The sequence below is a fragment of the Pseudoalteromonas luteoviolacea S2607 genome, from assembly GCF_001625575.1.
Classification (GTDB): domain Bacteria; phylum Pseudomonadota; class Gammaproteobacteria; order Enterobacterales; family Alteromonadaceae; genus Pseudoalteromonas; species Pseudoalteromonas luteoviolacea_E.
This window is the reverse complement of record NZ_AUXV01000001.1, coordinates 117,141-131,512: the sequence shown is the minus strand read 5'-3', so window position 1 is coordinate 131,512 and position 14,372 is coordinate 117,141. Positions and strand designations below refer to the sequence as shown.

13 protein-coding genes are annotated in these 14,372 nt (G+C 39.4%); 9 read left to right on the top strand and 4 right to left on the bottom strand.

What is annotated here, in order from left to right; genetic code table 11:
- Positions 1 to 36: 36 nt before the first annotated feature.
- Positions 37 to 1,056 carry a fibrinogen-like YCDxxxxGGGW domain-containing protein gene (locus tag N480_RS00640; RefSeq protein ID WP_063370609.1) on the bottom strand — a complete coding sequence of 340 codons (1,020 nt, stop codon included), beginning with the start codon at positions 1,054 to 1,056 and terminating at the stop codon, positions 37 to 39.
- Positions 1,057 to 1,508: 452 nt separating this feature from the next.
- The gene (locus tag N480_RS00635; protein ID WP_063370608.1) at positions 1,509 to 2,063 is read right to left on the bottom strand and encodes a TetR/AcrR family transcriptional regulator; all 555 of its coding nucleotides are present in this window, start codon (positions 2,061 to 2,063) and stop codon (positions 1,509 to 1,511) included.
- 144 nt (positions 2,064 to 2,207) lie between these two features.
- On the opposite strand from N480_RS00635, the gene N480_RS00630 reads away from it, so the two are divergent.
- From N480_RS00630 to N480_RS00610, 5 genes are all read left to right on the top strand, one after another.
- Positions 2,208 to 2,624, top strand: a complete 417-nt coding sequence (locus tag N480_RS00630) for a hypothetical protein (protein ID WP_063370607.1) — start codon at positions 2,208 to 2,210, stop codon at positions 2,622 to 2,624.
- A gap of 335 nt (positions 2,625 to 2,959) precedes the next feature.
- Positions 2,960 to 3,370 (top strand): hypothetical protein, encoded by a 411-nt coding sequence (locus N480_RS00625; RefSeq protein WP_063370606.1) that lies wholly within the window; start codon positions 2,960 to 2,962, stop codon positions 3,368 to 3,370.
- A 15-nt stretch (positions 3,371 to 3,385) separates the two neighbouring features.
- Positions 3,386 to 3,901, top strand: coding sequence for a MerR family transcriptional regulator (locus tag N480_RS00620; RefSeq protein WP_063370605.1), 516 nt, complete (start codon positions 3,386 to 3,388; stop codon positions 3,899 to 3,901).
- Positions 3,902 to 4,124: 223 nt separating this feature from the next.
- The gene (locus N480_RS00615) at positions 4,125 to 5,207 is read left to right on the top strand and encodes a hypothetical protein (RefSeq protein ID WP_063370604.1); all 1,083 of its coding nucleotides are present in this window, start codon (positions 4,125 to 4,127) and stop codon (positions 5,205 to 5,207) included.
- Positions 5,208 to 5,314: 107 nt separating this feature from the next.
- A complete protein-coding gene (locus tag N480_RS00610; protein ID WP_063370603.1) occupies positions 5,315 to 5,689 on the top strand; it encodes a calcium-binding protein in 375 nt (124 codons plus the stop codon).
- A 104-nt stretch (positions 5,690 to 5,793) separates the two neighbouring features.
- On the opposite strand, the gene N480_RS00605 is transcribed toward N480_RS00610, so the two are convergent.
- A complete protein-coding gene (locus N480_RS00605) occupies positions 5,794 to 6,393 on the bottom strand; it encodes a DUF4291 domain-containing protein (protein WP_063370602.1) in 600 nt (199 codons plus the stop codon).
- 299 nt (positions 6,394 to 6,692) lie between these two features.
- Between N480_RS00605 and N480_RS00600 the strand changes: the two genes are divergently transcribed.
- From N480_RS00600 to N480_RS00585, 4 genes are all read left to right on the top strand, one after another.
- Positions 6,693 to 7,007 (top strand): DUF2834 domain-containing protein, encoded by a 315-nt coding sequence (locus N480_RS00600; protein ID WP_063370758.1) that lies wholly within the window; start codon positions 6,693 to 6,695, stop codon positions 7,005 to 7,007.
- Between the two features lie 720 nt (positions 7,008 to 7,727).
- Positions 7,728 to 8,057, top strand: a complete 330-nt coding sequence (locus N480_RS00595; RefSeq protein WP_063370601.1) for a hypothetical protein — start codon at positions 7,728 to 7,730, stop codon at positions 8,055 to 8,057.
- Positions 8,058 to 8,131: 74 nt separating this feature from the next.
- A complete protein-coding gene (locus N480_RS00590) occupies positions 8,132 to 9,901 on the top strand; it encodes a hypothetical protein (protein ID WP_063370600.1) in 1,770 nt (589 codons plus the stop codon).
- A gap of 238 nt (positions 9,902 to 10,139) precedes the next feature.
- On the top strand, positions 10,140 to 11,867 hold the full coding sequence (locus N480_RS00585; protein ID WP_063370599.1) for a hypothetical protein: 1,728 nt from the start codon (positions 10,140 to 10,142) through the stop codon (positions 11,865 to 11,867).
- Between the two features lie 58 nt (positions 11,868 to 11,925).
- Here the strand turns inward: N480_RS00585 and N480_RS00580 are convergent, their stop codons facing one another.
- Positions 11,926 to 14,097: a M3 family metallopeptidase gene (locus N480_RS00580; RefSeq protein ID WP_081231703.1), complete on the bottom strand. Its 2,172-nt coding sequence runs from the start codon at positions 14,095 to 14,097 to the stop codon at positions 11,926 to 11,928.
- Between the last annotated feature and the right edge of the window lie 275 nt (positions 14,098 to 14,372).

Sequence of the window (14,372 nt, the reverse complement as noted above, 5' to 3'; positions counted from 1 at the left end):
TTGAGCTGCTTTTGTTTAGATGTAGTTATGAGATTTTTATCTCATCCAAAGTAACGCCCATTGCGTCCCATTTGGTAGACTGCCCCGACTACAAATCGCTGAACCTTTAGAACCTGGTTTGTATGTGCCGGTCGCAACCCAACAATGAGAAGCTAGCACATCTCCTTGCCAACCTACTGTCGTATCTGCGACATTTCCACCAATGTAAGCTGTGCCAACACACCCTTCATACACGGTTGCACCTGGCTCTAAAGAAGTCGTACAACTAGGCTTATCAGAGTTTTTAGGCATTAACTCAACTCTGTCTTTAGCACCCCAGTTATATCTTACAAGTTCAAGCTCTCTTGAAGTGAAATTTGTACCATATACATTGTAGCCGTCTCCACAATCCAGAGTTGAACAACTTACTTGTTCTTTTACATCAGAGAAAACACTTAATTCCCCTTTATATAGCCAAAGCTTGGTGACATTATTTGGATCTGTTTCTGGAATACTTCCATACTGCTCAATACGATAAATCCCGCCTGTTTCACTTGCAGGGTAGCTTCCGACTAAGGTCCAGCCACCCCCATCTCTAGTCATATCACAATACACGCTAAGCGCTTCACCCGAAGCGGTCGTGATGTCATATACTCCATCACCTTGACTAAGTCCTGCATCTAAAATGTCCTTACAGCTCGTTGCTGCATCTGATTGAAGGGCACTGAGTGTCCAGTCACCCTTGGTGCCATTTTCAGCAAACCAAGTGCCACTGTAGTTACCTTGAACATCTACGTTTCCTAAGAAGTACTGAGTATTTGAGGGAGTTTTATCAGATAACTTGAAGTCAATAACGTTGCCCATAATTGAAGTATTACCAGACAAAAATTGACTGGCAGTTTGAGACATAAAATGTACTTTGTCTCCTATAATTGTGATCTCTTGAGATGTACCAGACTCAATAACACCATTTTGCAGGTTATCGGTTGTGAGAATATAATTTCCTTCTAGTGTAGTTTGAGCTAAAGCAAAGTTGCTGACAAGTAATGCGCTGATTGGTAGTAATGGCAATTTCATATATTTCCTTTGAGATTTATTAAGATGTTGCTTGGTGGTTAAAATTGTTTGTTTTTCGTCTGCATGTAAATGTAGCTAAATTTTTTAACCTTATTGCGTACAGGTTGATTACTACGTTATTGATATTTTATTTCTTGTTGGTATTAAAATATTAATGTTTATGAGAGAGGTAGCTTCGTTAGAGCTATTACAGTGTTTATGGTTATGAATTATTTTATAAATTAAAATGGATGTGGAAAAACTCTAAGAAACTATTATTTTGGTATATGTGCTGTAATATTCTTATCTGTAGTTTCTGTTTCTAAAACGAAATATGAACAAAGTACAAGAATCCGTGTAACTAATTTTTAATAAAGATTTAATCAAAAGCCTCAAAAGTAAAAACCTAGAAATTAGCAATTGATGTTTTCCTAGGTTCTAATCGGAAAACTCTATGAGCGAATCTCATCGATTCATTCAGGTTTAGGGATAATATGCTGCTGAACAGACGTGGCAATTTCCTCAGCAACTTGCGGGTCTTTAACTGCGCGCGCTAAAGTAACAGCGCCGATTAAGGTTGCCAGTGTTGCCCAAGTATTTAATTCGCTTCGCTCTTTTGTGCCTTGTTCAAAGGTCTCGACAACTTTAAGCAGCGCCGCCTCGAAAGCTGAGCGAGTCTCGTCATCAGCGCGAATTACCTCTGGTGTTAGGCTTTGTAGAGCGCAGCTTTCACTTAAATCGCTGCACCGCTTGTCCTGCAAATAAAAAGAAATAAATTTATCTAACCATTGATCGCCGTGTTGCTCTTGAAAGTTTTGCAGCGCAGAATCTAATTGACTGACGCCTTCAGTGACAACTTCTTTAAAAGCATTCGGTTTAGAGCCGAAATGAGCATAAAAAGCACCTGATGTCACACCTGCGCCATTGGCTAAGCTGTTAACTCCGGCACCATCATAGCCATTTTGTCTAAAGGTTTTGTGCATTGATTCTAAAATTCGTTGATATGTCAGCTCTTTTTTATTTGGCATGAAGTCTTCCTCTGTCTACCACAAAGGCACTATAACATTAAAAATAGCGATCACTATAAAAATGTTTGACAATATAGCGATCACTATATTATTTTTTATAGCGACCACTATATTTTAATGTAGATACTGAAAGGAGATAGATTTATGCCGCTAACACTAACACTCACAGAAGACGTCTTGCCTGAAGGTGCTGAAAAGCTTGCTATAGCGAAAATCACTGAAGCGATGCTGAAATGGCACAATTTGACAGGTAATGAAACTATGAAGTCGAATATCACCGCCATGGTTCAAGTTTTACCAAAAAACGCGACATATGCTGGTGGAAAGGAGTTTTCAGGCGTTTGGGTTGAATGGAAAGTACCGTCGTTTGCATTTACTGATAGAGACGTTCAAATAGGGTTTGGTCAAGATGTTACGGATATTATTTATGAATTGTCCGAGCGTACACAGCCAAGAGAAAATATATACATTAATGTTGTCCATGCCGTAGATGGAAGTTGGAATTTCAATGGTGTTGCAATGACAAATGAACAAATTACTCAAGCTATATCAACAAGTTGAACCTATCTAATAATTAAATGTCATGTTAAGTTCTTTTGAATTTAACTTTTAGGCTATGAAATGATGGTGACGGTTGAAGTAGTATTGCCATCATTTTCAATTGCGAGCAGAGCTCGGTAACTGTATTAAGGTATGGGGTGTTAAACCAAATTAAAAGATTCTTAATGAGAAATTCAGGTTACAGCGATTTGCATAACGCTTAGCGCTAAATGTGACTATGGCATGTGCATTCGCGATACATATAGATACTTATAAAAGTTGAGTATGCGTTTGACCTGTCTATTAGTATAGGGATTAAAGTTTAGTTCAACCTAATGTAAAAGAGGGGAACTTTAATGCTAAAGATAGAGCACCTAGACAACCACGTTTTTTTAACTCAATTTGAAGATTTATCTTTAAATCCAGTTCATTTTAACCACATCGGCCATATTCGAATTGCGTGTATATACTTGAATAAGTACACAGAAGCTGAGGCAATAAAAAAAGTTTGCACTGGAATTAGAGCTTACGCAGAGAGTCTCGGGGCAAAAGATAAATTTAATCTCACTGTTACAGCAATGCTGGTCAAAGTTATAGCTAACCGCTTGAAAAGTTGTGAAGCCAAAACATGGGAGGCTTTTATTGCGAGTAATCAAGATTTAGCTACTGATGCGGTAGGGGTGTTAAGTCAGTACATTACGAAGGAGCGAATGATGAGTGACACTGCAAAAGTCTCTTATCTTGCACCGGATCTGAAACCTATTTAATTGATTGGAGAAGTGATGTTAACTGTTACTGAGTTAGCTAAGAAGTGCGAGATTTCTCGCACTGCTGTTTTATATTACGAAAAAGTTGGCCTGCTTATGCCGAGCTGTCGCTCTGATAATGGGTATCGTTGGTACAGCGAGAAAGAAGTTAATAGATTAAAAAGTATTCTGGCTTACCGCGCTTTCGGTATGTCAATTTCTGATATCGCCAAATTGGTTTCCAGCGAAAGTGAGCAGGAGCAAGGAGCATTGTTAAAAAGTCAGTTTCATACCTTAGCAAGAGAAATTCAAACTCTAAAGAAGCAACAACAGGCAATTGTAGTAATGTTACAAGAACCAGATCTGCTCGAAGAAAAAGTTGTCTCTAAATCACGGTGGGTGGAGATTATGATTTCACTTGGCTTTAGTGAAAGTGACATGATTGAATGGCATCGTAATTTTGAGCGTATGAAGCCTATACAACATCAAGCATTTTTGGAGTCTCTCGGAATTTCTTCTACAGAAATTGAAGCAATTAGAGCGCGAAAATAAAAAACACGACTTTTACGATAAAGTTACAGGTATTGTGGTAAGTAATAGCAGGTTAGCGACTTAACATTTATTCACCTCCACTATGTTTAAAGTACACTGAGCTTCGTTATTGTAAATAAAACCTTATTTTATCCTGTTCAAAAAATATTCGCCTTTTCGCAACGTAAACGTCATTTAAGCAATCTATCTTAGCTCAAAAATAAAACAATAAAAGAGTGTTGTGATGCAACATAAACGGTGTTTTCTGAGCAAATATATAATTGCTGCGGCTATTTTAGTGTTATTGGTAACTATTGGCTTTGTACAACTGAGATTTTTATCAACACAACCATTGGAGTCTCCTCGACTTGCCGAGCAAATTGCTATCCAAGTTGATGTGGTAAACGACAGTGCAGGAAAGAAGCATGCGCATAATCCGGTTTTAGTGTCATCCGCTGAGAGCCAAAATAATCAAACACTGAATAAAAATGATCAAAATATCACAACGAATGAAAAGCTTAGAGATACATTAGAAAAGCTACAAGCAAACATCTCGCAAAACCCAGAACCACTCCAGCATGCCATTATGGGGCCTAGCAACCAGCATATCGCAGTGCGTATGCAGTTGCTTGATTTACTGGAGCAAGACCCTGATTTAATCTCTGAATTAATCGACGCATTTATTGATGAGCCGAATAGTTTGCTTGGTAGAGAGCTCAGCGCGGTACTATCTGAATCAGGTCATGAATTTGCGCAAGAAGCTGCGCTAGATATGGCATTGGATTTATCACATGATGAGCCAGCTAGAGCGGCTGGACTTCTGTTGGTTGCAAAAATGGAAGAGGTGACTGCTGAGACTCGGGATCGTGTATTAGCACATATTGATTCTGGAAGTGACTTAAACTCTGACCTACAGCAATTTGCTCTAATGGCATTAAAACCAGCTCCAAGCTCCCAAGAAGATTACCAACGTGTGCAACGTACGTTATCAAAAGTGGTTCAAGCAGAAGATCATAATATCCGTCGTCATGGCGTTTATCAAATGGCTCAGTGGGCTACGAATAATGAAGACTTGCAAGATGTGAGGACTTTGGCCTTAACGGATCCTGATGTTAACACACGTGCTCGAGCTGTCATGTCATTGGGAGACAGTCCTTTTAAATCTCATGAAAATCGCAGTGTGCTTTGGCAAGTTGCGGATGACGAAAATGAGCCACCACCAATTCGACTATATGCACTCAAATCACTATCTAGGTATGCCTTAAATGACGGTGAAATAAACAAATTACGTATAATGAACAAAGATATAAGAGGCACCTCGAGATAACACCAGAGCATAAACCGTCGTTATGCAATGAGAAATAAAAGAGACCAGATTTGGAAAAGTCTTTCCAAAAATACAGCGAAACAATAATTTATAATTAAGGATAACTAATGAAACTCGTAAATTTACTTATGGTAATAGGAACGTTGGCTGCGGCCTCTTTTGCAAGCTCAGCAGAAGCACGTGGTACACACTACGGCACTGGTGGCGATGATATTATCATTGGTAGTACAGGCACAGATATCATTTACGGATATGATGGTAACGATCGTCTTTATGGTAAAACAGGCAGTGACATTCTGTATGGCGGTAACGGAAATGACAAGTTGTATGGAGATACAGCATCAGATCGACTATACGGCGGTAATGGAAATGATTACTTAGAAGGAGGTACAGCTGCTGATTATTATTATGGTGGCGCAGGTTATGACGTGTGTAAAAATAAATCTGGCACGCCTTATTATAATTCTTGCGAAAGCTACTAAAAAATAAAGCTTAGCGTTAATCATAATGAAGAAGAGTGCCCCATTCTCTTCTTCATTTTCGTTTATGAGGAGCTCGAAGTTAGTTTAAGCCTTGGCTAAACGATCTAATCGGCCATTATTTTATCTTTTAGATTGGTATTGAGATTGTACGGTACTTCATTGGGCAATAGGGCCCTAGCGGCCTCTAATTGGTTGTTGTCAACGTAACCTTTAATTTGCGCTGCGAGCTCTGTCACATCGGTGACTTTTTGAACCCACTGGTTCACATATAAGTCGACCGCTTCGTTGGATAATCCTATTTGAATAGCGCGATGCTCGAGCGGTTGCAGGTTAATGTCACGCTCAGGATCCCACTGTATCCTAACTGGAGTACTGTTTTTAAGCTTTAACCAAGCCTCTCTGTCGGTGAACTCTTTCGCCTTATTGCTCAATAGGCTATTGTCGAGTGCCCACTCGAATCCCTCTCTACTTATATCGATTGCCAAAATACGGTTTTGACCAGTATCTTTTTTCGCCCAACCTGAGCGATACATCATCCATAGAAACGATGGCTTAATCCAGGTCATACGCTCCATTTTGAAAGGAGGCGAAATAAAAGTGCCATTGGCGAGTGTAGAATTTGCTATTGCGTCGTTGTAAGCCTGATAAACACGGATCGTTTTATTGTCATAAACGGCACGGATCTGCCGAGTTGGAAAAGTCATTAACTATTTTATTCTCTAGTGATTAAACGTTACTTTTGTTTTTTGGGTTCTAAGTATTATTACTTATCGCCCAGAAGCGAACAACTGAAATAGCTTGAATTTTTTCATAAAGTATTTAAATACATTCACTAAAGAGTGTAATTGATTTATAAACTCAGTAACTCAGTCTGCTTAAATAGTAATCGCAAAGGCATGTGGAAGATGACAAAGGAAAGTGATGAATGCGTTGCAATACCACTCTAATAGCTGTGTTGGTGTATTTTATTTTATCGTCGAAAAAATTGATTAAGAGAGAATATATGAAAGGATTTTATCTTACCCTTGCTTTCCTTGGTTTATTCATACCATATGGAGTATTAGCACCCTGGATATCAGCCCATGGCTTGGACATTCCTCTTTTGTTCAGTCATGCGGCGGCAAACTCGGTTAGTCAATTTGCTTGGTTAGATGTACTTGTATCGGCAGTCGCGCTTATAGGGTTTATTTTAGTCGATGGCCGAAGAAAACAAATCAAGTATAGGTACTTGGCGGTGATTGGTACTTTGATTGTAGGCGTGTCTTTTGGGTTACCTATGTATCTGTATTTGAGGGAGAGAGCGGAAGAGGAAATATAAACTATTTTACGCTACGATATTGTTCAGCCACATCTGTTTACCCCTGAACACCTACCTTTGGGACGAAGAAAGTGCACTTTCAACAAAATGTCATTGGGCTCGAGCGGACATAAGTGCAGTGAATACATGGTGAAAAATACATGTTTCAACTCGATTTGCTATTTGGCTATCAACTAAATTTTAACGATAACCTAAACACCGCATGGCCTGTATAAAATTGATATTGTGGCAAGCTAAAGAGGAGCTGAAAGATTAAAATTACTCTATAACCCTTTCGTTACTGATAGCTTGTTACCTCACTCTTATTATTTCACGATTTTTCTTGGTGGATATTTTAAATATTTTACTATTTATTGGGTGGTAGTATTAATAATTTTATATAACCTATTTTATTGTTATTCCTTGCTCTAGTTCTTTTATAAATACATTTATAACTAGGTTTTAATTGTGTTAAATGTTTTGTTTTTTTGTGCTTTATTTGTTTTTTAAATGATCATTCTTCTTGGTGGGGGACGTAGGTTTGATTCGTTTTTGTTCTATTTGTTTTTGTTTTTGAGATTTTTGAAATTTAACCTGTTGTTAATTTTGATTATTTTTTTACTTTATTGTGTTTTTTATATTTGTTTTTTAGCTGTTGCGCTATTCATTTTCCGTGTTTAAATTGGTTTCGTTAATTTTTGTTAACGTTAAATTTAAAAAATAAATATAAGGATAATATAAATGAAAAAATTACTTACTTCTGCTGCGGTTTTAGCTTTGGGTCTATCTTTTAACGCATTGGCTGGTGGTAACACGACAACAGGAACAATATCGAGTGTATATGTCAACAACAGCTGGACTATGGTACACGCGCCGGATATTACAGGAAATCCAGACAACTGTGCAGGTACATCTCACTATGCAATTGTACCTTCACATCCGAACTATGAAACCATGCATGAAACTCTAATGGCCGCAAAGTTATCGAATAGCAAGGTGAGATTTTGGGTACAGGGCTGCTCTGGACAAAACAGTAAATATCCAAGAATTGTTAGCATTTGGTTGTACTAATTGATAGATGGGTCTTACGTTAACCAAAACTTATAGACCAAGGAATAAGCAATTAATACACTAAAGGTTAGTACATGATAAAAAAACTAATAACGTATTCAAGTGTACTGTTTAGTATGAGCACATTAGGTGCATATGCATCTCAAGTACCTCAAATACAACAAACACAAGACACATACTTAATTGACTCAGGCGAAGGTTACTCAGTGTATGAAGTGTCAGGCACTGATTATCAGACCTATGTTTCGAGTCTACAAAGGCAGATGTCAAGCGCTGCATTGAATGTAAGCTCTCAAGAAACGCCGGATATGCCAAGCTTCGAAGACTATCAAGTCGCAAGCCAGAAAGTTTCTACTCAGGCTTATGTATTTGACAGTCTAGTTGGTGTGATGAATTCTGACTTACCTTATTCACATAAACTAGATATCTTATCTGACTATGATGTGACACCAAGCGATGCACTTGATCAGGTTGAGATAGGTCTGCTGATCGTTGACAAAAACCAAGCTGACTATCAGTTGGGCAATGGCCTTGCTTTGAAATCTGCTGCTTTACAAAATGGTGAAGTAACTCCTTTGGGCCTTTGTAAAAAAAAGTGGCATGATAGAACTAAAGCAGGTAGCTTTTCGCTAGCCTCTTTAACTGATTCATATAAAAGAGGGGACCTGAACTTTAATGTAAATTCGGGGATTAGCGGTAATATTAGCTACGAGCTTAGCTATAAATACAAAACCAATCGTTGTTCCTTTAACGTGCCATATAAGCACTCTATAACGGGTTTCAAAGCGAAAGGGAGCTTGCATTCAAATGGTGGCTCAATTTCGATAAATGGTACCGTTATTGATACGACCCAGGATATGCTATTTGATGAAAGCTTACTCAATGGTGGGATTGATAAGGAGTTAGATTTTTGGGTCGGCCCAGTGAGAATCGTGTGGTCACATGAGTTTGATCTGCGCGCTAGACTTGCTGGTGGTATCAGAATTGATGCTCAAATGGGGTTAAACTTTGATGTAAACGGTAAATATCAGTTTGACTTCAAGTGTGACATGGTTGGTCAAAACAATTGTTACAACGCAAGTGAGACAGTCAATACTTTCGAAGCAAAGTTGAAAAATCCAACGTTAACAGGCGGCGTTTCGGTACGAGCTCGTGTTCAACCTGAAATTGCTGCAGTGTATACGCAAAGAGCTGGCATTTACTTAAAGGGCCTTTCACCAGTTAGATTAACACTTGATACTTTCTTATATGGCTATGCTGAATTGTGGGCCTACTACGGAAATGCTTGTGGTGATGGTAACTATGATGGCGTTAATGAGGTAATTGGCGGTGCGGCTATAGACGCTGGGGTTGGCGTAGCAGGTAAGTTTAGCTGGCGGGTGTTTAGTAATCGCAAAGAAGAGCCTCTAAGAATCAAGCTTTTAGATGGTTGGGTTGAAAAAGAGCTAGATGGTCGCGGTGAGTATATGGCTATTCAGAAAAGTTTATACTTTGATGAATTAGTAGAGTCAGATGCTTTCTTGCCGGTTGTTGATGCGCCAGACGTTATTCTTTCTGGGGACAATAAGGTGAAAGTGGCAATGAGAAGCTGTTTCCCTTACGCATCACAAATGACTTATCAAGTTAAGTTTGGGGATGGCTCAGTCAAAGAAGTCAAGGGAAGCCCGTCGGGTGTGTTTGTGAATCATACATTCAATGATTACGTAAGTTATCCAATCACAGTTACGGCGCTAAAAGACTCTGAGAACAGGCGATTCAGAGCGATTAGCTCAACAAGAGAGGTCATCGCTTCTCCTGATGGTGTAACAACTTTTAATCCAGTTTATTTTGTCACAGTTCTATAAGCTTCAATAATGTATTGTTAGCATACACTAACAATAAAACCTCAGTAATGATTTTTAGCATCGTTGCTGAGGTTTTTATGTGAATTCATTACTAATCAGATAATCTCCATTACCGATTTTGTTATTTCTAAATAATTGTTCGGCAATCATTAAAAATAACTTATTGCTGTACATCTGCAAGGTTGATGATCGTTATTTTTAATTTAAAATCCTCCAATTTATATAGTGGAGAATTACTTTGAAAAACAAGAATGATAGCAAAATTTTAGATAGTGTGAACGAGATAGACAGCGCTGGAAGAAGGCAGTTTTTAAGTGCTGGGGCATTACTTGGTGCTGCAATACCAGTTGGAGCAGCAACATATGCAACAAATGTAGATGCGTCAATAGGGACTAGCAATATATATTTCTTTACAACGTTATCTGAAGCGCTTAACAGTCATCAACTAAGCGAAGGTGACACTGTATTCATTCAAGCCACGGCATCCATCATTGCACGGACCTTATCTACATTTTACCGAGTGGTATTCTCTAATTATACGTCACCACAAAGTGTCGAGTTGCATACCAGCAATGCAAACAGCAGTTTAGCACTATTGCTTGTGCATGGTGATCGAATTAATTTAAACCAAGTGGCGAATTCAACCAGTATCAATAATGTCAGTAATTTATTGACAACAGGGGATAGCATTACAACGGGTGGCGTAATTGATATTCCAATTGGCAAAAATAATGTTAGTTCAAAAGCATATTTTAAAGTAGACGGCCACAACAACTTTGTAAATAGAACTATCCTAGGAAGAGGTAAAGCGGCGAGTGCACTCGATTTTAGTGAAGCGAATGGGACTGATTGCGGTGTAGTTTTTGAACCAGGTGTATTTTACTCACTAAGAGATCTTGCTGTATATAACTCTAAAAGTGATGGTGTAGCGCAGTTAGGTGGAGAGTTTACGTTAGACCAAACTACGGGTATTGCTTGGAACCATGCATATTTTGCAGACCTTAGAATATCTTACAATGAAGGTGATGGTGTTAGTTCTGGCCGTGGTTTCTTGGGAACATATAGTCGAGTATTTGCGTCTCATAACGCTGGCCATGGGTTTAACATGCAGGGGTTACACACTTCTTTAAAATTTGATAACTGTTATTCAGCAAGAAATGAAGTTGGATATAAAATTAACCAAGCTTTTTATAGCTCTATCGGTAGTTGTGCATCGGACCTAAATAGCCAGCATGGCTATGAGATATCAAACAGTCATTCGCTGGATATAGCAGGTTCTGGAGCAGAGCATAATAGGAAGTCAGGTTTCTATTTGACAGCTTCAAACGCCAGTGGAGAAAACAAAAACATTAGTTTGAACAGTGTTTTTGGATTTAACAACAATTCTGCTAATCAAGGGTTTGCTAATCTACTCCATCTTAAGTCGGAAGATGGAAAAGAAAACACAGCTACGTTAATTAATAGTGCTTCAAAACAGTCAAATTCTGCACACGTAATTGAAGACGTTATTGTGGATGGAGAGGGGGCTTACTTAGTTGAAGGCTTTAATGATCTGCCAAATGGCGTTAGATCTCAGCGGGGGGGCTATATTCAGCACTTACCCAAGCACACTGTTGTGCCCAATAAAAGTGTTACCTCACCTACCGAAATTTGTCGACTTTTGTCTCCCCAAGGACACAGCAGCTCCTATGGTGGAGAATTAATGATACAAGCTTCAAATGGCGACCCTTCAAGCAGTTTGAATAAGAATACTGCGTTATACAAAATTGCTGTATGCAAATCAGACAATACGGTATTTGTTGAACAGCAGTATGCTCTAGGACGTATCGAAGGTACAGGAAGAAGTTGGCCCTCATTTAGTTGGAGTGTAGAGAATGACCAGCTAATCGCAACACCTATTAATGCAACCAATGGTCAGTTTTACTTTGAAGTTTTGGGAACTGGGTTTATAAAAACGACTAAATAAACATTGTTTGACAAATAAAAAGCCGAAGTACTATGACTTCGGCTTTTTAAGGGTGGGATTAGTCTAAACCTCTGTTGCGCAGTAGCGCATCAGTGGTTGGCTTTCTACCTCTAAAGCCTTCATAGGCTTCAAAGTAATCAAGCGTGTCACCACGGCTGTAGATGAACTGATATAAACGTTCGGCTGTTTCTTTATCAAAGATATCTTTCTTTTCTAAGAAAGCATCGAAGCCATCTGCATCTAAGATTTCAGACCACATATAGGCATAGTAAGCCGACGAGTAACCGCCTGCGAAAATATGACCGAAGTGTGTACTACGGTGACGCATGATGATTTCTTCAGGTTTACCGTACTCAGTGAGTACTTTATTTTCAAATGCACGAACATCGAGATCTTTTACGTCGGTCATTTGGTGGTAGGCCATATCTACAAGCGCAGATGCAGTAAACTCAACTGTTGCGAAACCTTGGTTGAATGTGCCTGCTTGCTTGATCTTATCCAGCAGCTCTTTTGGCATTGGCTCATTAGTTTTGTAATGAAGCGCGAATTTTTTCAGCATTTCAGGCTGAGCAATGAAGTGCTCAAACAACTGTGCAGGGAATTCCACCCAGTCACGAGGTACACTAGTACCAGCCAGTGTTGGATAAGTTACATTCGAAAGTAAGCCGTGTAGTGCATGTCCAAACTCATGGAATAAAGTTACCGCGTCTGAGTAGCTCATCAACGTCGGCTCACCTTCAGCAGGTTTATTCAGGTTCATGTTGTTTAGAATTAATGGTTTAACATCACCCGCCAGTTTCTGCTGTGTACGGAATGAGCTCATCCAAGCGCCAGAACGTTTAGTTGAACGCGCATAGTAGTCCCCGTAGAACAAGCCAATCGCATTACCTGCTTTATCTTGCACTTCCCAAACACGTACAACAGGGTTGTAAACAGGGATATCTGTACGTTCAACAAACTTTAAGCCAAATAAACGCTCAGCTGTGTAAAACTGTGCCTCGATCATATTATTTAGCTCGAAGTACTCAGCGATTTGACCTTGGTCTAGGTCAAATTTAGCTTTGCGCACTTTCTCGGCGTAAAAGCGCCAATCCCATGGTTCAAGCTTGTGAGTGACACCTTCTGCAGCCATCTGTTCTTTGATCCATTCACGCTCTTGCTCGGCTTTTTCAACAGCTGGCTCCCATACTTTTGTTAGTAGATCCATTGCTGTTTCAGGTTTGCTTGCCATTGAATTAGTAAGCACGTACTCAGAGTGATGTTTATATCCTAGAAGTTGAGCGCGTTTTGAACGAAGTTCTACGATTTCTGCAATGATAGCTTTGTTATCAAACTCATTGTCATTGTCCCCACGGTTTGCCCAACCTTTAAATGCTTTTTCACGTAGGTCACGACGCTCTGAGAATTGCAAGAACGGCTGAACGCTTGAGCGGTTAAGTGTAATGACGTATTTTCCAGGTAAATCTCTTGCTGTCGCGGCAGCTGCTGCTGCATCACGTTGTGATTGTGATAACCCAGCTAAGTCAGACTCTTCAAGTACCAGCGTGAAAGCACGAGAATCGTTTAAAGCGTTTTGACCGAACTCAGTTGTCAATGCTGAAAGGCGCTCGTTAATTTTTGCAAATTCAGCACGTTGCTCACCTGTAAGCTTTGCACCTGAACGAACAAAACTATTGTAAATACGCTCAAGTAAACGCGTTTGCTCAGCGTTTAGCAGTGCTGAACCGCGATTCTCATAAACCTGTGCTACACGTTTGAACAGCGCTTCATTCATTTGAATTTCATTTTCATGACGCGTCAATAACGGTGAAATCTCACGTTGCAGCTTTTGCATTTGCTCGTTTGATTCTGTGTTAGACAAATTAAAGAATACCGCAGAAACACGCGAAAGCGTTGAGCCTGCTAATTCCATTGCTTCGATGGTATTTGTAAAATCGGCAGGACGCTCGTTGTCAGTAATCGCATCAATCTCTTTCTTATGCTCAACCATAGCTTGATTGAACGCAGGTAAAAAGTGCTCTGTTTTAATTTGACCAAGTGGCGGCGCGCCAAATGGGGTTGTCCACTCTTGAAAGAAAGGGTTTTGTTTAATATCGCTGCTTGTAGCTTCAGCAACCGTTTTTTCTGTAGCAGTAGCTTGACTGGCTTGTTGCTCTTCAGGCGCTTTCGAGCAGCCGGCAAATAGAACCGCTGCCGAAATGGCCAAAGCTAGGTGGGTTTTTCTTAGCACTGGGTATCCCCTAATAAAAGTAATGTAATGTTATAATATACTTGTATCTAGAATGATACCTAACTAATTTCGCAAGATGTAGGCATTTATCGCACGAATCCATCCATTGGGCTGAAAATTGCAATATTTCAAGCGGTTTGTTTTGATAAAAGTAACTAAATTCCTCGCAAACCAAAGTGATTATCTTCAAGTTACAGAGTCTAAGAGGCGATATTTTCCTGTTATGAGTTTATTGTCGTCTGGGCGGCACCAGCAAACGGTTTACTGCAAAAAAG